Annotated in this window: 22 protein-coding genes; 18 read left to right on the top strand and 4 right to left on the bottom strand. The window is 66.5% G+C overall.

The annotated features are described in order from the left end of the window. The first annotated feature begins 776 nt into the window (after positions 1–776). Both DEJ17_RS12570 and DEJ17_RS17570 read left to right on the top strand, forming a co-directional pair. Positions 777–1658, top strand: a complete 882-nt coding sequence (locus tag DEJ17_RS12570; RefSeq protein WP_110894338.1) for a PfkB family carbohydrate kinase — start codon at positions 777–779, stop codon at positions 1656–1658. Positions 1659–2380: 722 nt separating this feature from the next. Further along, on the top strand, positions 2381–2839 hold the full coding sequence (locus tag DEJ17_RS17570; protein WP_146239713.1) for a hypothetical protein: 459 nt from the start codon (positions 2381–2383) through the stop codon (positions 2837–2839). A gap of 96 nt (positions 2840–2935) precedes the next feature. Here DEJ17_RS17570 and DEJ17_RS12565 read toward each other — a convergent pair whose 3' ends face one another. After that, positions 2936–3928 carry an IS481 family transposase gene (locus DEJ17_RS12565; RefSeq protein WP_181421164.1) on the bottom strand — a complete coding sequence of 331 codons (993 nt, stop codon included), beginning with the start codon at positions 3926–3928 and terminating at the stop codon, positions 2936–2938. 329 nt (positions 3929–4257) lie between these two features. Continuing rightward, positions 4258–4773: a DUF6328 family protein gene (locus DEJ17_RS12560; RefSeq protein ID WP_110894336.1), complete on the bottom strand. Its 516-nt coding sequence runs from the start codon at positions 4771–4773 to the stop codon at positions 4258–4260. A 308-nt stretch (positions 4774–5081) separates the two neighbouring features. On the opposite strand from DEJ17_RS12560, the gene DEJ17_RS12555 reads away from it, so the two are divergent. The 14 genes from DEJ17_RS12555 (at position 5082) to DEJ17_RS12490 (ending at position 16293) form a co-directional block, all read left to right on the top strand. Beyond that, on the top strand, positions 5082–5504 hold the full coding sequence (locus DEJ17_RS12555) for a hypothetical protein (RefSeq protein WP_110894334.1): 423 nt from the start codon (positions 5082–5084) through the stop codon (positions 5502–5504). Then, positions 5501–6739: an NRAMP family divalent metal transporter gene (locus DEJ17_RS12550; protein ID WP_110894332.1), complete on the top strand. Its 1239-nt coding sequence runs from the start codon at positions 5501–5503 to the stop codon at positions 6737–6739. Before DEJ17_RS12555 ends, DEJ17_RS12550 begins: the two co-directional genes overlap by 4 nt. 29 nt (positions 6740–6768) lie before the next feature. After that, a complete protein-coding gene (locus DEJ17_RS12545; protein WP_258366798.1) occupies positions 6769–7149 on the top strand; it encodes a hypothetical protein in 381 nt (126 codons plus the stop codon). Further along, a complete protein-coding gene (locus DEJ17_RS12540; RefSeq protein ID WP_110894328.1) occupies positions 7136–7471 on the top strand; it encodes a PRC-barrel domain-containing protein in 336 nt (111 codons plus the stop codon). Before DEJ17_RS12545 ends, DEJ17_RS12540 begins: the two co-directional genes overlap by 14 nt. A 74-nt stretch (positions 7472–7545) precedes the next feature. After that, positions 7546–8154 (top strand): hypothetical protein, encoded by a 609-nt coding sequence (locus DEJ17_RS12535; RefSeq protein WP_110894327.1) that lies wholly within the window; start codon positions 7546–7548, stop codon positions 8152–8154. Between the two features lie 117 nt (positions 8155–8271). Further along, positions 8272–8688 (top strand): CBS domain-containing protein, encoded by a 417-nt coding sequence (locus DEJ17_RS12530; protein WP_110894325.1) that lies wholly within the window; start codon positions 8272–8274, stop codon positions 8686–8688. A 342-nt stretch (positions 8689–9030) separates the two neighbouring features. After that, entirely contained in the window at positions 9031–10110 is a 1080-nt protein-coding gene (locus DEJ17_RS12525) for an aromatic acid exporter family protein (protein ID WP_110894322.1), read from the top strand. A gap of 278 nt (positions 10111–10388) precedes the next feature. Further along, positions 10389–12872 (top strand): molybdopterin oxidoreductase family protein, encoded by a 2484-nt coding sequence (locus DEJ17_RS12520; protein ID WP_110894348.1) that lies wholly within the window; start codon positions 10389–10391, stop codon positions 12870–12872. Beyond that, positions 12872–13333: a hypothetical protein gene (locus DEJ17_RS12515; RefSeq protein ID WP_110894320.1), complete on the top strand. Its 462-nt coding sequence runs from the start codon at positions 12872–12874 to the stop codon at positions 13331–13333. Before DEJ17_RS12520 ends, DEJ17_RS12515 begins: the two co-directional genes overlap by 1 nt. Next, entirely contained in the window at positions 13330–13857 is a 528-nt protein-coding gene (locus tag DEJ17_RS12510) for an HPP family protein (protein WP_110894318.1), read from the top strand. Before DEJ17_RS12515 ends, DEJ17_RS12510 begins: the two co-directional genes overlap by 4 nt. Further along, positions 13854–14474: a molybdenum cofactor guanylyltransferase gene (locus DEJ17_RS12505; protein WP_181421162.1), complete on the top strand. Its 621-nt coding sequence runs from the start codon at positions 13854–13856 to the stop codon at positions 14472–14474. Before DEJ17_RS12510 ends, DEJ17_RS12505 begins: the two co-directional genes overlap by 4 nt. Beyond that, a complete protein-coding gene (locus DEJ17_RS12500; protein WP_220033650.1) occupies positions 14458–14691 on the top strand; it encodes a DUF6457 domain-containing protein in 234 nt (77 codons plus the stop codon). Before DEJ17_RS12505 ends, DEJ17_RS12500 begins: the two co-directional genes overlap by 17 nt. After that, complete coding sequence (locus tag DEJ17_RS12495; RefSeq protein WP_110894316.1) at positions 14688–15854, top strand: molybdopterin molybdotransferase MoeA; 1167 nt, start codon at positions 14688–14690, stop codon at positions 15852–15854. Before DEJ17_RS12500 ends, DEJ17_RS12495 begins: the two co-directional genes overlap by 4 nt. Before the next feature lie 250 nt (positions 15855–16104). Continuing rightward, positions 16105–16293, top strand: a complete 189-nt coding sequence (locus DEJ17_RS12490; protein WP_110860361.1) for a hypothetical protein — start codon at positions 16105–16107, stop codon at positions 16291–16293. Between the two features lie 60 nt (positions 16294–16353). Here the strand turns inward: DEJ17_RS12490 and DEJ17_RS17820 are convergent, their stop codons facing one another. Then, positions 16354–16509, bottom strand: a complete 156-nt coding sequence (locus DEJ17_RS17820; protein WP_181420054.1) for a hypothetical protein — start codon at positions 16507–16509, stop codon at positions 16354–16356. Positions 16510–16698: 189 nt separating this feature from the next. On the opposite strand from DEJ17_RS17820, the gene DEJ17_RS12485 reads away from it, so the two are divergent. Continuing rightward, a complete protein-coding gene (locus DEJ17_RS12485) occupies positions 16699–17646 on the top strand; it encodes an AraC family transcriptional regulator (RefSeq protein ID WP_110894314.1) in 948 nt (315 codons plus the stop codon). Positions 17647–18106: 460 nt separating this feature from the next. Then, the gene (locus tag DEJ17_RS12475; RefSeq protein WP_110894310.1) at positions 18107–18430 is read left to right on the top strand and encodes a hypothetical protein; all 324 of its coding nucleotides are present in this window, start codon (positions 18107–18109) and stop codon (positions 18428–18430) included. A gap of 86 nt (positions 18431–18516) precedes the next feature. Here the strand turns inward: DEJ17_RS12475 and DEJ17_RS12470 are convergent, their stop codons facing one another. Then, the gene (locus DEJ17_RS12470) at positions 18517–19077 is read right to left on the bottom strand and encodes a MarR family winged helix-turn-helix transcriptional regulator (RefSeq protein ID WP_146239712.1); all 561 of its coding nucleotides are present in this window, start codon (positions 19075–19077) and stop codon (positions 18517–18519) included. Positions 19078–19101: the final 24 nt, after the last annotated feature.

Genomic DNA, 19101 nt, shown 5'->3' with positions numbered 1-19101 from the left:
CACCCCAGCAGAAGCATTCGAGCAGCTACTCTCGGACCCGAAACAACGACCCGTTGCAACGACCCCTTGAAACCGCCACCGGCTATCGGACGGTGTCACGGTCAGTTCGATCGTCTCGGCTACCGCGTCGAACGGCGCTACCGCAGGGCTCTCGTCGGCACCGAGTGACCAGCGTCTGGTGCGGGCGGCGCTTCCAACAGCATCTTCGACCACGGCGCCTGACAAGGGCACACCGACTGCCCCTAAGAGTGCGAGTCCTGCCACGCCGGACGCAACGACAGCTGCTGTGATCGATGAAGAGGTACTGAGCATGTTCCAGTCGTTCTTCGCCGAGCGCGCTATCGCGTCCGCCGATGCCGAGAAGATCTGAATGCCGCGGCTGCGGTCGTTCGGCAGGCGCTTACGTGATGTCTTCCGCGGGCCGGTATTCGTATGACAGTGGGCATGCTGGCGGTTGGATCATGTTGCCTGTGGCGCTCCAGGCCCGGCCGTCGTGCACGAATCGGGCTGGTGGGTCACCGCGGATGATGACCTGGTGGGCGTGTTCGTGTTTGTCGACGAGTGCGAGCGTTCGGACGGTCCCGTTTGGGTCCAGCGTGAGGATTTCCCGGTTCTTCATGATGCTGCCAGCTTTCTGCTCGCCCGATCACCTCGCGCTGCTTACGGCAGACCGATTGATGTGCTCTGGGGGTGGTTTGGACGGTACTGCCAACCGGATGGGTGGCCGTGGACCTCACCCCGGCGGGGACGGAGCGGCCGACGTGTAGGAGGGACGCATGGTTGACGTTGTGGTGGTCGGGCAAGTAGCGCGGGATCTGGTGATCAGTACCGACGCGATCCCCGCCGCTGGCGGCAGCGCACCGGTGCACAAGCGCATCGAGCGGCTCGGCGGGAAAGGCGCCAACCAGGCACTCGGCCTCCACCAACTCGGGTTCAGTACCGCGGTGCTCAGCGTGGTCGGGACGGACCAGGCCGGCACCGACGTACTGAGGGAAGCCGAACGAGAAGGCATCGACGTTACCGGCGTATGCCGACGCGGCCGCACCGCGCTGCTCCTCGACATCGTCGATGCCGAGGAGCAGCGCCGCTTGTTCGAAGACGTCCCCAGTTCAGCGCTGCTGGATATCGACGATCTCCGCGCGGCTGAAGGATTCTTCCGCACGGCGCGGACCGTATGCCTGCAACTCCAGCAACCCGTCGACACGATCCTCGCTGCCGGTGAACTCGGGAAACGCCACGGTGCGCGCCTCGTACTGGATGGTGGAACCCGGGAAGGAGGGGACGCGCTGCTCGAGCTGGCGGATGTGGTCCGTGCCGATGCGACGGAAGCCGAACAGCTCACCGGAGTGCACATCGCTACCAAAGCGGACGCCTCCCACGCCGCCGACCAGATCCTCGGCGCGGGAGTTGAGGTGGTCGCGTTCGATGTTCCCGGGTATGGCAATCTCGTCGCGTGGCGCAACGGACGTCACTTCTACCCCTACGGCGACGTCCCCACGGTCGATCCCACCGGCGCCGGCGACGCGTTCCTCGCTGGCCTCGTCGCCGCCCTCCACCGAGGCCACACGCCCGCCGACGCCGGCACGCTCGCCACCAACGCAGCCGCCACCACCGTGACACACCTGGGCGGACGTCCCGACCTGAGTCGGCTCCGATGAAAGTCCCTCCACGTATACCGCACCAAGTGCTGGTTCCGTGCTGCCGCTGGAATTGGATGGCTGGGGTGGACGCCCGTCTGGTTGTGGACGCTGTCATGTTCGATGCGGACGGCGCGATCGTCGCCATTTGGGGACCCAACGGTGCGTTGGATAGGTCCACTGCGATCGCCTTGTTGCACATCGACGCAGTGCCGTTCTGCATCGGGAACGCCGCTCGAACCAGTGCGCACCTGCTACACCGAGCGGGTGGTCACCTGCACCGCTCCGGCCGATGCGCAACCCCTACCGCTGAGGGACAGCGCGGCGGACGGTGGAGTCGGTGCGGACGTTCCGCAAGCAGCGACCCAATCGGAGGTGCTGCATGAACTGGCAAGAAGTCCTCGACGTCGGCCGAGCCGACGCAGCCGAACGTCGGCGCCAAGCAACACTCGAACGAGCGAACGCCGCCCACTGCAAACGAAGCGAAAGCGGCAACTGACACCGATACCAGCATGGCGTGGCTGATGCGCGCGATGCAACAACGTTCCGCCGCAGTCAGCAGCGACGCAGCATCCGACATCAGCGACCAGATCGTCGACCATGCCGAACGCGTCCTCAGTCCATCAACATGAACAACCGTTTACTCGCCTGAGCGTCCCCTTGAAACCGCCATCAGCACACGCGGACTCGCATCGGGAAACTGCGTTGGGAGAGTTGCCCCACGGGTCAAGTACCGTGCAGGGGTGTCGAGTTCCGGCGTCGTAGAGCGGCGGGTTCGCGTGAGCGCTGCGCTCGTTGTGGCCGCGATGCTGGCCTGGCTGACCCCAGCTTCGGTGGTTGCTGTCCGTCTGGCGTGGACGGATCCTCCTTCTCGAGTGCCCGTGCATTGGACTGGAGCAGGCCCAGATAAATGGGCTTCGGCGGACGCGGCCTTCTGGTCGTCCATCGTGCCGGGCATCGTCGGAGCACTTGTCTGCAGTCTGCTGGTCGTCCCGTTGTCATCGGACACTTCGCGATGGGGCACAGCGATCACGTTCGGGGCGGTGAGCGCGGGAACAGGCATCATCGCGTTCTTCTGGATCGCGATGATGCTCGCCGCTGAAGGAGCGACGGCGCCGTTCCTGGTCCTCCTTGCCCCGTTCGGCCTGGGAGTGCTCGTGTTCGGCCTCTCCTTGCTTGTTCGGACAAAGACCGCCCGGTAGACGATCGGCATCTGAAGCGGGGCCACCGGGAGCGACGTCTGTGGCCCGGGCATGCTCGTTCGCCCGGATCACGATCCCCGATCGGGACGCCGCCAGCTAGCTGTGATGTCCAGGCAGGTTGTTGAGTCTGCTGATGGGTGGGGCTCCGATGGCGGAGTGAGTCCTGTGGTGATTGTAGAAGTGAAGCCAGCCGGGGAGCGCTTGGCGGCGTTCGGTCTCTGAGCCGTAGAACCGTGCGTATGCCCAGCCCTCGCCGAGGGTGCGGTGGAACCGCTCGATCTTCCCGTTCGTCTGTAGTCGGTAGGGGCGGGTTTTCTTCGGTGTGATCCCGAGCACCGAGCATGCGTCGGTCCAAGCGTGGGACTTGTAGGCGGAGCCGTTGTCGGAGAGCACCCGCTCGACCGTGACGCCCCGATCAGCGAACCAGGCAACGGCCCGCTGGAGGACACCGATCGCAGTGACGGCTCTCTCATCGGCATGGATCTCGGCATAGGCGACGCGAGAGCAGTCGTCGATCACGGTGTGAACGAACGCCGTGCCGATCTTCCAGTTGCCCTTGGCGGTCTTGCCTGTCCGAAGCGCTGTGGCGGCTTTGTGTTTGTCGCCTTGCTGCTTCCCAACGAACCGCCAGCCGCCGCCGTCAGGGATGTTCCCGAACTTCGTCACGTCAACGTGGATCATCGCGCCGGGAGTCGCGTGTTCGTAGCGGCGGATCGGTTCCCCGGTGATCCGGTCGATGTGGGAGAGCCGGTTGATGCGGCATCGCACCAGGACGGCATGCACCGTCGACGCCGGTAGCCCCAGCTCGCCGCCGATCTGCACCGGCCCGAGGCGGCGCCGCCACCGCGCTTTCACGATCCGTTTCACCAGTTCCGGCGGCGTCTTCGCAGGCATCCGGTGCGGACGGCTGGACCGATCTGCCATTCCCGGAGCACCATCAGTCCGATATCGGGCAGCCCACTTCCGGGCCGTGATCGGCGACACCATGAACAGCTTCGCTGCAGTCGTCGCGGGCCATCCGCCCTCGACGATCAGCCTGGCGAGACGAAGACGGGCGCGTGGGGTCAGCGCAACGTTAGCGTGGGACACGAAGGCCTCCTGGTCGGTGAAGCGGTCCTTAGACAGCTCCACTCCACCACCGGGAGGCCTTCTTCGATCAGCGCGTCAACGACCGCCCAACGACACAACGTCCCTGGACATCACACCTAGAGGGCGCGCGGCCGGAAGCGCAACGCCTACTGACTGCGAATCCCTTATCGAGGAGGTTCGTGCCGTTGCAACCTCACCGAGATCGATCGATCAATCCCATGAAGTATGCGGGCGCCGGTTTGCCGCGGGTGCCCGCAGCTGAACAGCTCCGCTACCGGCAGCACTGCGGCCGCTGCTGCTTCACCCCGCGTCGCTTAATGCTGCTGCAGCTACCGTGTGTCGTCGCCGTCCCGAATCTCTTCGTGATCTCGCCGGGTGCGTCGTGCAGCTAGTGGCAACCCGATCCAGAGCACGGCAGTGCCGACGAATACCACTGCGCCAGCGATCAGCCCGAGGGAGCGGCCGAGGACGACGTCGAACACGAACAGCACGGTCCCGGCGAACAGCAGGCCGCTGAACACCAGGCATGCCAACAGGACTCTGTTGGCGTACTTGACGAGGTCGTGTTTCTGCCGCTGTCCGAACAGCAGGCGGTGCATCGAAACTGCTCCAAGCGCGAGGACCGTGATCCCGGCAGCGAACACCACTAGCACCAGGTAGATCCCGATCTCGCCATCCCCGAGGGACGTGAACCGTTGCTGGAACGGCAGGGTCAGCAGGAAGCCGGCGAGGATCTGCGTGCCGGTCTGCACAATCCGCAGCTCCTGCTGAATGTCGCGCCAGTTCCGGTCGTACCGCTCCGCGCGCGTCTCGTTCCGACCCGCTTCGAGCCCCTGATCAGTCATTCCCACATGGTGCCCGCTGCCCGGGGCAGCCCTCTCGCAGCACGCCGACCGTTGGTGGGCGAGTTGTGATTCCGCGACTGCAGGGGCTCTACTGGTGACGGTCAACGTCGTGAATATTCCGGCGTGGCGGACAAGCGGGATGGGCTGGGAGGGCGCAGCGTCGCGCCCTCCCAGCCCATCTCACCTCGACCTCTCCGAACCGCAGTGACGAGCCACCCCCGGGAGCGCCGCTACTGAGGAGCGACCCGGGGAGTAGACCGGGGGTGATGAGGGTATGCAACCGAACGGTCAGAGGCACAGCTGGGGCGATGGCCGCATTGGTGGTGATTCTCGCGTTCTCGGGGTGCTCGTCCTCCACCGTGAAGGGTCAGCTCGAGGTGGCGGTGGGGCAGGTCGTTTCGGCGTCCCGGTCCGGGATGCTCGCTCTCGATCAGTACCGGGACGGGAAGACGCTCCCCTCAGCTACCGATACCGCGCTCGAGGACGCGCTGACGGATGTCGCGTCCGAGCAGGCGGAGACCGCAGCCCTGGACGTCTCCACGCCGGCGGAGCGGCGCCTGCAGCAGCACAGCACCCGCGTCACTGATGATGTCGCTGACGCGTTGAGCGGCGCACGGGCGGCACTGTCGAACGGTACTTCCGCCCGGATCGACGCCGCCCGGAAGCAGCTGCGGAAAGCAGACCGAGCTGCAGACGATTGGGCGACGCAGCTGGGGAAGGGTGCGCCGTGAAGAAGCTCCTCGGGCTTGCCCTCGGCATCCTGACCGCGATCGGCGGGTTCGTCGACATCGGCGACCTCGTCACCGGTGCCGTGGTGGGGTCCCGGTTCGGCACCGCCCTGGTGTGGGTCGTCATCGTCGGTGTTGTCGGCATCTGCCTGTTCGCGCAGATGTCCGGACGGGTAACCGCCGTGTCGGGACGGGCGACGTTCGAGATCATCCGGGAGCGTCTCGGACCGCGCGCGGGTTTGGCGAACCTCACGGCATCGTTCCTGATCAACCTGCTCACCCTCACTGCGGAGATCGGCGGTATCGCGTTGGCGTTGCAGCTGGCGTCCGGGATCAGCCCGATGCTCTGGATCCCCGTCGCCGCGGTCGCCGTGTGGATCGTGATCTGGCGGGTGAAGTTCAAGATCCTCGAGAACGTCACCGGCCTCATCGGGCTCGCGCTGATCGGGTTCGCCGTCGCCGCGTTCCTCCTCGGCCCGAACTGGGTGCAGCTCGGTGAGCAGGCGGTGTCGCTGTTCACATCGGGACCGCCGCCGAGTGAGAGCGCGGCGACGTACTGGTACTACGCGATCGCCTTGTTCGGTGCGGCGATGACCCCGTACGAGGTGTTCTTCTTCTCCTCCGGAGCAGTGGAGGAGAAGTGGGGCCCGAAGGACATCAGCCAATCCCGGTTGAACGTGATGGTCGGGTTCCCCCTCGGCGGGCTGCTGTCGATCGCGATCACGGTGTGCGCCGCCGTGGTGTTGCTGCCGCAGAGCATCGAAGTCGCACACCTGTCGCAAGTGGTGCTCCCCGTCGCGCAGGCCGGCGGCCCGGTCCTGTTGATCATCGTGATCCTCGGGATCTTCGCTGCCACGTTCGGCGCTGCGCTGGAGACGACCTTGTCCGCCGGGTACACGATCGCGCAGTTCCGGGGCTGGTCCTGGGGGAAGTTCCGGGCGCCGGCGAAAGCGGCGAAGTTCCATGTGCTGATGATCGTGTGCCTGCTGGTCGGCGTCGGAGTCCTGTTCACCGGAGTCGACCCGGTCGCGGTCACGGAGTTCTCGGTCGTGTTCTCCGCGGTCGCGTTGCCGCTGACGTACCTGCCGATCCTGATCGTCGCGAACGACCCGCAGTACATGGGGAAGTACGTCAACGGCAAACTCACCAACGCGCTGGGATTGGTCTACCTCGGGATCATCATGGTCGCCGCGGTCGCCGCGATCCCGCTGATGATCATCACGAGAGCAGGAGCATGAGACAACGACGCAAACCCGATGACCTGCCGGTGGATCACAGTGCCGCAGGCCGAGTGCTCGACGCGCAGCTGCACCTGCTGGACCGGCAGGTGCAGGACCCCACCGGGGAACCCGTGATGACGGTCGACGACATCGAACTCGACGCCGACGACCTCCGCGACGTGATCGGTGGTGAGGCGCAACCGCGAGTGGTGGCGTTGCTGACCGGCCCCGTCCTCGGCACCCGGATCTTCGGCGGACGTCCGCCACGCTCCCGGTTCGAGAGCGTGCCCTGGCACGACATCACCGACATCGGGATCACAGTCACCACCAGCCGACAGGCTGAGGAGTACGACCTGACCTGGCACGAACGATGGTTCCGACAACACGTCGTCGGTCGGATTCCCGGGGGACGTCATGCTCCTCAGTGACCTCCTCAACCGAACCGTCACCGACGCGGACGGGGCCCGCCTCGGCCGTGTCCTGGATGTCCGGTTCGTGCTCGACGGCCCCGTGGACGGGCAGCTCGCGGCCCCGCAGTTCCACGGGATCCTCGTCTCCCCACGCCGAGCATCAGCGTTCCTTGGATACGAGCGCAGCGACATGCGCGCACCATGGCTCGTCGCCCACTACCTCCACTGGCGCAACCGCGACACCTTCCTAGTGCTCCGGAACGACATCGCCCGGGTCAACACCGACGGGGTCACCTTGCAACCCAACGCGCAGCACTGGTCGCCACAACTCACGACCTGAACAGCCAGAACCACACCGAGGCTGCGTTCCCCAGCGGCAGGACATGCAGTCTTCGAACGAGAAAGGAAAACGTCATGGCGAATGAATCGACCAACGACACTCCGAACACTCCCGACATCAGCGAGACCGAGCTGCGGGCGACCCATGTCGACAAGCTCCGCGAACGAGCGAAGGATGACAGCGTCGGTGCGACGAGCGGGATGAAGAAGGACGAACTCGTCGACGCGATTGTCGATGCCGAAACCAGCGGCGGTAGTGCCGGTAACGGCGACCGAGGCGAGGCTGGTGAGTCCGTCGGCGCTGGTCCGGACGGCGGCGAGGTCCGCCATGGGTCCGAGGAATCGAAGTCGCTCAAGTACTCGCAAGAAGTCACCTCTCCGGATGAGGATCCCGAGCGGGAGGGCCGGAGCCTGGTCACCACGAGCCATGAGGTCATCAAGCAGTGGGCAGAAGCCCGCGGTGGCCGACCCGCGACCGTCGACGGCACCGAGCACGGCGACCACCTCGGGGTGCTCCGGTTCGACTTCGGTGAGCCCACCGACCGGCTGCGCGAGGTCACTTGGGATGACTGGTTCGCGACGTTCGATGACCGCCGGTTGAACTTCATCTACCAGGAACAACGCTCCGACGGTACGCAGTCGAACTTCTTCCGGTTCGACAACCCCGAACGCGAAGACGCCTAACGGACCGACCCGGATTCGCTCCTGGCACCGGCTGCGCTTCCGACGACCTGGACTGTAGCCAAGACGGGGGCGCGTAGCCAGGGAGATACGGAGATCAACCACGAACAGGAGAAGACGATGACCACTGTACGGGAACTCATGACCGAAAGCGTCGAGTGCATCGGCGAGAACGACCCGCTCACGCAGGCAGCGAAGCTCATGGCGGACCTCGACGTGGGAGCGCTGCCGATCTGTGGCGACGACGACCGGCTCAAGGGGATGCTCACCGACCGGGACATCGTCGTCAAGTGCCTCGCCTACGGCGGCGATCCCGCAACGAAAACGGCGAAGGACCTCGGCTTCACCGAAGTCGTCACCATAGGCGCTGATGACGATATTCAGGAAGCGCTCCGCATGATGCAAGAGCACCAGGTGCGCCGCCTGCCCGTGATCGACGGACACCGCCTCGCCGGCATGATCAGCCAGGCCGACATCGCCACCCAGCTGCCAAACGAAGCCACCGGGGAGACCGTCGAGAACATCTCCGAGCAGTGACCGGGACCCGATGAATCGAACGGCATAAACGCTGCGGATCGGCACTCATAGATCCACGCTGCGGCAGCCGTGATCGTCCTCCGTGCTCGAGATAGGCGCGGTATCTGCATCGCGCACGGCGCGGCACGCGCTACGGCTTCGAGTGATGCGTCCTGACCGGTGGGCGATCCTCCATCGCCGCAGTCGCAGGCAGGCGCAGGCCCTTGCCTTCGAGAGTCCGCATGCGCTTCACCCGCAGCACGAGATCGCGTGGAACGGAGAAACTCATGGCCACCGACAAGAACTGGAAGCTTTCGTGAACGCCAGGGCTGTACGAAGGGTCCGGCGAACATAGAGTCGAACATGGCTGGACGCTTCGCGGCTCACGTGCAACAGGCATGGCAACAGGCGATGAACCGACCGCGGTTGCTGCTTGCCGCTAAAACAGCCCTCGCTGTTGGTATTTCCTGGGCGCTGGCCCCGCACCTGCCCGGTGCCGTCAACAACTACCCGTACTACGCGCCGCTCGGGGCACTGCTAAGCATCTACCCCACGTTGATGGGATCGCTCAAATCCGGCGCACAAACCCTGCTCGGTCTCCTGACCGGCATCGCCTTGGCGACGCTCGTTGTCGCCACGGTCGGGCCGAACTGGTGGAGTATCCCCGCGATCGTCGGCGTGGGCGTTGTGCTCTCGGGGACCGGATGGTTCGGTGCTGGGCGGGAGTACGTGCCAACGGCGGCGTTATTCGTGCTGATCATCGGCGGCAACCAGGCAGACCAGTACGCGCTCGGATATCTCGCCCAGATGGGATTCGGTATCGCCATCGGGATCGTCGTGAACATTGTGATCGCCCCGCAGGTCACCTCCGCTGCAGCCGCGGCAAAGATCGACGCCTTCCAAGGTTCCCTCGCCGATCAGCTCCGGAACATCGGCGAGGCGCTGCGGGAAAGCTGGCCACCCGAACATGCCGCGTGGGCGCGGAACACGGACCAGCTTGAACAGACCGCGGAATCGGTTCGGCAGGCGCTCGTCGAAGCCGACGAAAGCCGGCGCGGAAACCCTCGAGCGCTCCTACATTGCCGCGACACTCGCACCGACCATGCGCGTCTCGAAACGCTCAATCACATCGTGTTCCACATCCGCGACATTTCCGGCGCCCTCGCCGACACCGTCTGGGAGCGGCCAGGAGCGCTCAGCTTCGACCCTGAGCTGGCTGCCCCCATGAGCGCTGCTTGCCACGCCATCGCGGCCGCCATCGAACAACACGGAAACCAAGACGCCGCCGCCCACCGCGTGCTCGGTAAGGCGACCCGTGCGCTCCGCCAACTCGCGGAAGCGGTGGATCAACGAACAACGGAACAAGGACAGGCGATGGGCCCCGGCGTCCTCACCGCCATGCACCTACGCCGCATCCTGATGAGCCTGAACACACACTCCTGACCGCCCGTCGTTGCGGCGGGACTTCAGTGCCGGGAAGCCACGGGCGTAATAAGTATGCCTAGCGCACCGAAGACGTCCCCGATCCAGGGGCTGCGTTGCCTAGCGATCGCGCCAAGTTCACTGCGCAAGCCCGATTCTGGGGGCCCGATGAACCGCTCATGATGCTGCGCGAATGTGGGCACCGCTCTCAAGGACGCCACACCGTAGGAGACCGTCAACCGGCGACGGAGTTAGATGGGGAAGCTCGGCCGCCCACGGCCGGGGCTGGAAGGACGATGATGCCCGACAGGATCGCAGACGTTTGGGGTACCCGCACGCCGTTCGCACGCGACGAACTGTGGCCCGTGCGCCTCGATCAGAAACTCGCCGACGGGGTCGACGAGACGGATGTGGATCGGTGGGTGCAGTCCGCTTGCACCCTCTGCAGCAATGGGTGTGCCTGCGACATCGCGGTTCGAGGCGGTCAAATGGTCGGCGTCCGCGGCCGCGTGCAGGACACTGTCAACCACGGCCGGCTGGGCCCGAAGGGACTCTTCGGGTCGTGGCAGGGGATGCAGGGCGAGGACCGGCTGACCCGCCCCCTCATCCGCGTCGACGGTGAACTCGTCGAGACCGACTGGGACACCGCAATGGACCGGGTCGTCCAACGCAGCCGACAGCTCCTGAGTGAGAAGGGGCCGTTGACCCACGGGTTTTACACCAGCGGGCAGCTCTATCTCGAGGAGTACTACGCGCTCGCGATCATCGGCAAAGCGGGGCTCGGTACCCCGCACATGGACGGCAACACGAGGCTGTGCACTGCGACGGCCGCAGCAGCGATGAAGGAGAGCTTCGGGTCGGACGGGCAGCCCGGCAGCTACGAGGACATTGACTCCTGCGACGCGATCGTCCTGTACGGGCACAACATGGCAGAGACGCAAACCGTGCTGTGGACCCGGGTCCTCGATCGGATTGCCGGCCCGAACCGTCCCCTCGTGGTCTGCGTCGACCCCCGAGAGACCGAGGTTGCTCGACATGCCGACGTGCACCTGCCCGTCCGGCCGGGCACGAACCTCGCGCTCATGAACGGGCTCGTCCGCGAGCTCTTCCACGAAGGATGGGTCGACGAGGATTACATCAGCGCGCACACCATCGGCGTCGACGAACTCCGCAGGACCGTCGAGCCGTGGACGCCGGAGGCCGTTGCGGAGACCTGCGACGTCGACGCGGACGACGTCCGAGCAGCCGCTCGGATCATCGGAACGAGCGAACGCGTCCTCTCAACCGTTTTGCAGGGTTTCTACCAGGCGTCGCAGGCGACGGCGTCGTCGTGCCAGGTGAACAACCTGCACCTGCTTCGAGGCATGATCGGCCGCCCGGGCTGCGGGATCCTGCAGATGAACGGGCAGCCGACGGCACAGAACACCCGGGAGACCGGCGCTGATGGTGATCTCCCGGGTTTCCGGAACTGGGAGAACCCCAAGCACGTCGCTGAGCTCGCGGAGCTTTGGGGCGTCAACGTCGACAAGATCCCGCACTGGTCCACGCCGACCCATGCGATGCAGATCTTCCGATACGTCGAGCAGGGCAGCATCGAGTTTCTCTGGGTATCCGCGACGAACCCCGCGGTGTCGATGCCGCAGTCGAGGCGGATCCGCGACGTCCTGGCGAAGGAGGGCCTGTTCCTCGTGGTGCAGGACCTGTACATGACTGAAACCGCGATGCTCGCCGACGTCGTCCTGCCCGCTGCAGGATGGGGCGAGAAGCAGGGCGCGTTCACAAACGTCAACCGCACCGTGCACCTCGCCGACAAGGCGGTCGACCCGCCGGGTGAGGCGCGCAGCGACCTCGACATCTTCCTCGACTACGCACGTCGGATGGACTTCCGCCGCAACGATGGTGCGCCCTTGCTCGACTGGACAGATCCCGAGGACGGGTTCCGTGCATGGCAGGCGTGCACGCGCGGAAAGCTCTGCGACTACACCGGGATCAGCTACGACCGACTCCGCGGCGGCAGTGGGATCCCCTGGCCGTGCAACGAGGAGCACCCGGACGGCACCGCCCGACTCTACGGAGACGGCGTCTTCCGCACCTGGATGGACGACGCTGAGACCTACGGCCACGACCTTCTCACAGGCGCGACTGTCGGCCCCGTGAAGTATTCCTCAATGCGGGTGGACGGACGCGCTGTCCTCAAACCGGCCAATTACCAACCACCGCACGAAGAACCGACCGACGACTACCCCCTGCGGTACACGACCGGCCGGACCGTCTACCAGTTCCACACACGAACCCGCACCGGCCGTGCCCGGCAGTTAAACCGAGCCGCGCCGAAGGCCTGGATCGAGCTATCCAGGGGCGATGCGCAGCGTCTCGGTGTGCGGGAGGGTGACATCGTCAGGGTGACCTCGCCGCGTGGGGAGCTCGTCGTGCCCGCTCGGGTGAGCGACATCCGCGACGGCACCGTGTTTGCTCCGTTCCACTACGGCTACTGGGACCAGGACCGGTCTGCGCCGGGCGATCGACCGAGCGCCGCGAACGAGCTGACGAGCACGGAGTGGGATCCGGTGTCGAAGCAGCCCCTGTTCAAGGTCGCTGCGGTCCGTGTCGAGAAGGTCGCCGACGGCGAGGGTCCCGCGCCGGCACCGACGACCGCCGCGTCGCGTCCAGCCGCCGGCGCCGGTGCAGCCGTGCCGGCAACTGTGGGCGGTCCGGACGCGGAGGTTGAGGAACGGCTGCGTCCGACGGACCCGCCGCGGGCCGAAGACCAAGGAGGCTACTGATGCTGCTGCCGGTCTACCTGGGGCTCCTGCACCACGCGGAGCAATCGCTGGCCGAATCGTTCCGTCAGGTCGCCGAGGGGCACGCCGCGGAGCCGGACGTCTTTCACTTGTGCCACACCCTGGCGAAGCAGTGCGACGACCACGCCGATGCGCTCGGTCCCGTGATTGAGCGGTACGGCGAGGCGGATTCGGAGGACGAACCCGAGCGGCTCCACGCGGACGCTCTGTCGTCGACGCGGTCCGGGCCGGTCGGGCTCCTCCGCGACCTGCAGGACGTGTATGTCCTCGCCTCGCTCGTCGACATCACCTGGACGATGGTGCAGCAGGCCGGACGGGGCTTGCGTGACGAGGAACTGCTGGTCGTCGTCCGCCAGTGCAGCGCGCAGACGGAGCTACAGCTGTCCTGGCTCCGCACGCGGATGAAGCAGGCGGCACCCCAAGCACTCGTCGTGGCCTCGTGAGCACACCAGCGGACCAATCGTCGTCCGGCCAGGACGACACGGACCGGCCGCGCGCCCTCGTCGCGGCACTGCTCTGCCTGGTGGTTCTCACAATCAGCGGCGCCGTCGGGCTCGCGACGGCACAACCGTGGTTGTTCCCAAGCCTCGGCCCGACGGTCATGTTGTTCTTCACGGCGCCGAAGCAGCACGCGTCGCGACCGATGAACGCGCTCGTCGGGCACCTCGTGGCGATCATCGTCGGCTACGGCTGCTTCCTGGCTTTCGGGCTCGCCGGGTCGACAGCAGCACCGACCGGCGGACTCACACTCGGCTACGTCGCCGCCGGGGCAGTCTCCGTCGCCCTGACCACGCTCGTCCTGCAGCTCATCCGACTACCACACCCCCCAGCCGGAGCGACGACGTTGATCGTGAGCCTCGGGATCCTCAGCGAGCCACTGCAGTTGCTCGACATGGCCGGGGCCGTGCTCTTGGTCACCGTCGCTGGCTGGGCATTGAACCGTGTCACAAGCAATGGACAATCGTGAAGCAGGACGCGATCATCCTCGCCGGTGGACGTGCCCGCCGCCTCCAGGGCGCCGACAAAGGTGCGCTGATACTCGGGGGAACATCTCTCCTCGATCGGGCCGTTCTGGCGGTCGCTCCGGCACGAACGGTGGTGGTCGGCCCGCGCCAACCGCCGACGGCACGCCCGGTCCTCTGGACTCGGGAGGACCCGCCGTTCGGCGGCCCTGCTGCGGCCGTCGCGGCCGGCCTGGAAAAGCTCTGCGAGAGCGGGGCACCGGCTCAGCATGTAGTTCTCCTCGCCGTCGACGTCGCGGTCGCCCGTGACGCGGTGGACGCACTCCAAGGAGCGGTCGGAGCGGAGGCTCCCGCCGACGACGGCTGGGTGGCCAAGGACCCCGATGGACATCGCCAACCGCTCCTCGGCATCTACCGGAGCGACGCGCTCCGCGGTGCCTGCGCGAGACTCACGACCACACGCGGGGGCCTCGACGGCGCCTCGATGCGCGACCTGCTCGCGCCGCTCCGGCTCCGCGACGTCCTACTCGAGGCCGCCCTCACAGCGGACATCGACACCCCCATTCAGTTCGCAGCCGCCGCTGCCGCCCCCGAGCGAGGACCCGATGACCGACCCAGCTGAACTCGATGACTGGACCAACACGGTCTGCGAGGTACTCGGCCTCACCAATACGGGAGTCGACATCGCCGCCGTCCTCGACCTCGCACGAGACGCCGCACATGGCGTCGCCCGACCCGCAGCGCCGCTCACGGCCTACCTCGTGGGCATCGCCGTCGGCCGAGGTGCTTCGCAGGCCGAGGCAACCGCGATCGTCCGGCGAACCCTGCCAGCGGTATGACCTCACTCCAGCAAGCACGGGCTGTCGCCTACGAGATCGGCTGTCGACGCATCGGGGCTCCGCAGACCGTGCCACTCAGCGGAGCACTCGGGTACACCCTCGCCGCCGCCGCGACCGCGCAGGCGACCGTCCCCACGACCGACACGTCCGCTATGGACGGGTGGGTGGTGTCCGGCCCCGGACCGTGGCGCCTCGACGGGACGGTGACCATGGGAGCCCTACCCGGGCCGCCGCTCGCCCCCGGCCGCGCCCGCACCGTAACGACCGGCGGCGCCGTCCCTCCCGGTGCCGCGGCCGTTCTCCGAGCCGAGCACGGCGACCTCCACGGCGACCGCCTCCTCGGTCTCGCTGGCCGGCCTGCGTCGCCGGGGTCAGACATTCGCCGAGCCGGAGAGGAAATCCGTGTCGGCGATCTCCTCGCACCCGCCGGGACACCGGTGACACCACCCGTCGCAGCGGCAGCGGCCGTCGCCGGACTCGACGAACTCACCGTGTACCCGGCACCTCGTGCCGCGCTCGTCCTCCTCGGCGACGAGGTCATCGACAGCGGCGTCCCCGCCCCCGGTCAGGTCCGGGACGCATTCGCCATCGCCCTACCCGCAATCCTTGCGACCCAGGGCGTCTCCATCACGGACATCACGAGGGTCCAGGACGACCGCGACGCCGTCCGCGCAGCACTAACACGAAACGATGTCGACGTCATAATCACGACCGGAGGGACCGGCCACGGGCGATGCGATCACCTCGTTCCCGCGGTCGGTGAGACCGGCGGAGTGATCCGCGTGCGCGGCGTCGACATCCGGCCGGGACACCCCACCGTCCTGGCTCAGTTGGGTCACGTCCCAGTGATCGGGCTACCCGGGAACCCCTTCGCCGCCGTCGCGGCGCTGCTCACAATCGGATCGCCCCTCATCGCCGGGCTGATCGGGCAGCCGTCCCCGTCGCTTCAACGGCGCGTGAGCGGCCAAGACTTCAGCGGGGTGACGCGAGGCACGAGGCTCGTCGCGGTGCGAGAGGTTGCAGGAGAGCTGTTCGCCGTGGAACGGCAGGGAGCCGCGATGATCACCGGCCTCATCGACGCGGACGCTCTCGCGGTTATCGAACCGTCAGGCGCGCTGGCAGGACAGTCGGTTCAGGCTATACCGATGCCATGGATCCATTAGCTCGAGTTCCAGCTGCCCGCAGCACGAGATGAAGCGTCGCTACGAAGGGCCACCGGGAGCACAGTGATCCAAGTCAAGCTAGGGCCGCCGTAGGGCGCGCGGCACCCACCGAGCGCTCAGGCCGCCGATGATCGAAGTCGTGGCGCTTGAGTAGGCGGCTGAGGGTCCCGTGCTGAAACGCTTGCTACCAGTGGGACTCAGGGGCAGCTGCTCACGCTTCCGCTCAAGGCATCGCGAACGAGGGAACAACATGGACACCGACCGGCAGCGTCTCATCGCCCTCGCGGAACGAGCACTCGCCGCCGAACCCGATGTGATCCCAGACAGCGTCCTGTACGAGTGGGGCGACTACTACGGGGACTGGCAGCAGCCCCTGACGGTGCACTACGCCGTCACCACTCCCTCCGGCGCGGAGCACCGACATCAGCACTTCATCTGATGCCCCGGGCGGCCCGGTATCGCGGACCGCTTCGGCGGACCTGTCGAAGCGTTCGCTCTTCTAGCGGCTTACGCGCTCGGGAGCATCATCGCGGAAGAAGTCACTGCCATTGCCGGAGAGATTGACCACGCCCTCGCGGCGCCACTGCTTCCGCGCGCGCTTGAAGGTGGTGATGCGTGCCGCTTCGACGTTGTCGTCGCTGGTGTAGGTGCTCATGGCCGATCTCCCTATGACTGCCCGTGGTTCCCGTGCCCCCTGTTTGAGGGTAGCGGCACGGCAGGAACGCGGTTATCGATCCCCCGAACCACTAAGGGCTGCCCACTGTGCGCCACCCAGGTTAATATCCGTTTTCGGAAGTTAGCCCTACGTATTGTGGATAAGCCGAGTTGGCCGCATCATCAGAGGATGACCGAACCGATGCGTCGCACCCAACGCGTGGCCCAGACCGCTGACCCTGCTGTCGCTGCGGATGCGATCGCGCGCACGCATGTGACGCACGGCGTTGACGTGGACGCGGGTGGTGCGACGTTCGCGTTCGAGGAGCGGGTTCGTGGAACGCGGTTGTTGTCGCTGGAGTCGACGGCCTGCAGTGGCGTGGTCAGGGGCACGATCGAGCCGGACAGTGCGATAGTGCTGGTCTGGTTGAAGTCCGGACGGGGCACCGTTGACGGGCACCGCGTCCCGATCGGCCGGCCGGTGCTGTTCCGGAACGCGCCGCAACCGGTCCGGTTCGAGTCGTTCCAGAAAGATGTCATCCGCATCGACCGGGCGACCGTCGAGCAGGTCGCTGCGGAGCGTGGGGCTTGGGCGCCAGGACCGTTGGAGTTCCAGCCCCGGCACGTTCCCGAGGGGCCGACACTGGCAGCCTTTTGGTTGATGGTCCGCGCGGTCGCCGCGGAAGTGCTCGCCGGACCGGAGGAGGTGTCAGAGGAGCGGGAACGTGAGCTGACCCGGTTCGCTGCTGGCGGCCTGCTGACGGCGATTCCGCACTGGCCCGTCGGACGATCCAGCCCACAGACCGCTGCGAGTGCCCGGTTCGCACGCGCCGAGACGTTCCTGCTCGAGCACGCGACGGAGCAGATCACCGTCGCCGACATCGCCGATGCTGCCGGCTTGAGCGTCCGTGGCCTCCAAGCTGCCTTCAGCCGGCATCACGGCATCACACCGTTGGCCTACCTTCGACGCATTCGACTCCTCCTGGCGCGGGAGCAGCTGCAATCCGAATCCGACCTGCCCATCGCGGAGATTGCGCGTGGAGCGGGGTTCGCGCACCTCGGACGGTTCGCGGGTTCGTACCGGGACGAGTTCGGCGAGCTCCCCCGCCGCACCAAACAGGTCGCCCGAGGCTGGTGACCCGGATTCGTCCGGCGTGCAGCACTGGCAAGGCTGGTCGCGGCCGGACTGTGGAGCGCCAAGACGTCGGGCGTAGCATCACGACGATGCCTGATCTCGGGGTCACCGTTCTCGCCCCGACAGGGAGCCCTGCATGCTGCCGCCACTTTCCACGCCGAGTGATCTTGTCTGGACCGCAGTGACGGCTGACTTCTGGTCGGCGTCCCGCTCGGATGGCACCCTCCTCGGCGACGTCACGCGATCGGACCAGTACGCCGCCCACAGTGCTGACAACGCGGTCACGGGAACGCACAGCTCCTTGGAATCCGCGCGGAGCCAGATCGAAGCCCACGCCCGCTGGCTGCACTCCCGCACCCACCCCGCTTAGCAGCCCGGCCCCAGGCTGGTTGCGCGGAGCGGAGCGGAGCACTGCACCCGCATACAGCTGGGATCGGTTTCATGTCAGTGGAAGGAGCATCTGATGAAGCACATCCACTACGACAGCACCACGATCCTCACCAGCGACGACGTCGCCGATGCTGTCATCGAGTACGCCGCAGCCCTCGCCGGCGGTGACCGTGCCGACACCGTCGACGTGCCCGCGGTCGCAGAAGACGGAACGATGACGACCACGAAGATCCTGATCGGCCCGTCCAGCGAGATCGTCATCGAGGACGCCGACGAGGACGAACTCGAAGTCGAAGACCGAGAGTTCGTCGCACGGCTACGTGCTGCCGCCAAAACCTTTGGCCACAACGAACCGATTCATGCCGACACCCGGCCAGACCTCACCGACGCGGACTAACCCAGCCGCTCACCTCGCGGCGGGATAGGACGCGAAGCACGAGCACACCCGCACCTGTCAAACGGCAGCGACGCGCGCGGAGCCCGCTACTTGGCCGAATCGGGGGCGTGATCGTCGGACTCGTCGATGACCGTGTATTCATCCGCCGGCTCCGGCGTGCCAGCAGCGATGAGCGCGTCGGTGATCTGCCCCAGGCACCGCGTGAGCACATCGTTGTCCTCACGCGATAGATGATCGATCACCTCGACGACCACCTGGTGATAGCTCGTGTACGCGTCATCGATCTTCTTCGCCGCCTGCACCGTCGGCTCCAGCACCTGCGCGCGACGATCGGTCGGGTGCGGAGCACGGGTGAAGTCACCCTTGGTGACGAGCCCGTCGACGATCTTCGTCACCGACGCGTTCGACACGTTCAACATCACCGCGAGGTCCTTCGGCCCCATCGCCCGACCATCGCGGTGCGCTTGCAGCATGTACCGGACGGCCTGGAACTCGTTCTTCGACAGCCCACTGCCGATCCGCGCCTGCTCGAGGCGCTGCTCCTCCGCGTGCTGCAGTCGAAGGATCGCATCAGTGGCATTCTTCGCCGACCGCGAACGCGGCTCTCGCGCGTACAGGTGCATGTGTTCGCGGCGGACAACGGTCAATGGCACAGGCGAGTGATCCCTTCG

The organism is Curtobacterium sp. MCSS17_011, assembly GCF_003224275.1.
Lineage (GTDB): Bacteria > Actinomycetota > Actinomycetes > Actinomycetales > Microbacteriaceae > Curtobacterium.
This window is presented reverse-complemented; position numbering and strand designations above follow the sequence as displayed.

Coding starts and splice junctions, on each gene's coding strand:
- DEJ17_RS12530 (WP_110894325.1), top strand. CDS start 8,272: ATGACCACTGTACGGGAACTCATGACCGAAAGCGTCGAGTGCATCGGC.
- DEJ17_RS12515 (WP_110894320.1), top strand. CDS start 12,872: ATGCTGCTGCCGGTCTACCTGGGGCTCCTGCACCACGCGGAGCAATCG.
- DEJ17_RS12535 (WP_110894327.1), top strand. CDS start 7,546: ATGGCGAATGAATCGACCAACGACACTCCGAACACTCCCGACATCAGC.
- DEJ17_RS12560 (WP_110894336.1), bottom strand. CDS start 4,773: ATGACTGATCAGGGGCTCGAAGCGGGTCGGAACGAGACGCGCGCGGAG.
- DEJ17_RS12570 (WP_110894338.1), top strand. CDS start 777: ATGGTTGACGTTGTGGTGGTCGGGCAAGTAGCGCGGGATCTGGTGATC.
- DEJ17_RS12495 (WP_110894316.1), top strand. CDS start 14,688: ATGACCTCACTCCAGCAAGCACGGGCTGTCGCCTACGAGATCGGCTGT.
- DEJ17_RS12540 (WP_110894328.1), top strand. CDS start 7,136: ATGCTCCTCAGTGACCTCCTCAACCGAACCGTCACCGACGCGGACGGG.
- DEJ17_RS12555 (WP_110894334.1), top strand. CDS start 5,082: ATGGCCGCATTGGTGGTGATTCTCGCGTTCTCGGGGTGCTCGTCCTCC.
- DEJ17_RS12520 (WP_110894348.1), top strand. CDS start 10,389: ATGCCCGACAGGATCGCAGACGTTTGGGGTACCCGCACGCCGTTCGCA.
- DEJ17_RS12475 (WP_110894310.1), top strand. CDS start 18,107: ATGAAGCACATCCACTACGACAGCACCACGATCCTCACCAGCGACGAC.
- DEJ17_RS17820 (WP_181420054.1), bottom strand. CDS start 16,509: ATGAGCACCTACACCAGCGACGACAACGTCGAAGCGGCACGCATCACC.
- DEJ17_RS12500 (WP_220033650.1), top strand. CDS start 14,458: ATGACCGACCCAGCTGAACTCGATGACTGGACCAACACGGTCTGCGAG.
- DEJ17_RS12490 (WP_110860361.1), top strand. CDS start 16,105: ATGGACACCGACCGGCAGCGTCTCATCGCCCTCGCGGAACGAGCACTC.
- DEJ17_RS12485 (WP_110894314.1), top strand. CDS start 16,699: ATGACCGAACCGATGCGTCGCACCCAACGCGTGGCCCAGACCGCTGAC.
- DEJ17_RS12525 (WP_110894322.1), top strand. CDS start 9,031: ATGGCTGGACGCTTCGCGGCTCACGTGCAACAGGCATGGCAACAGGCG.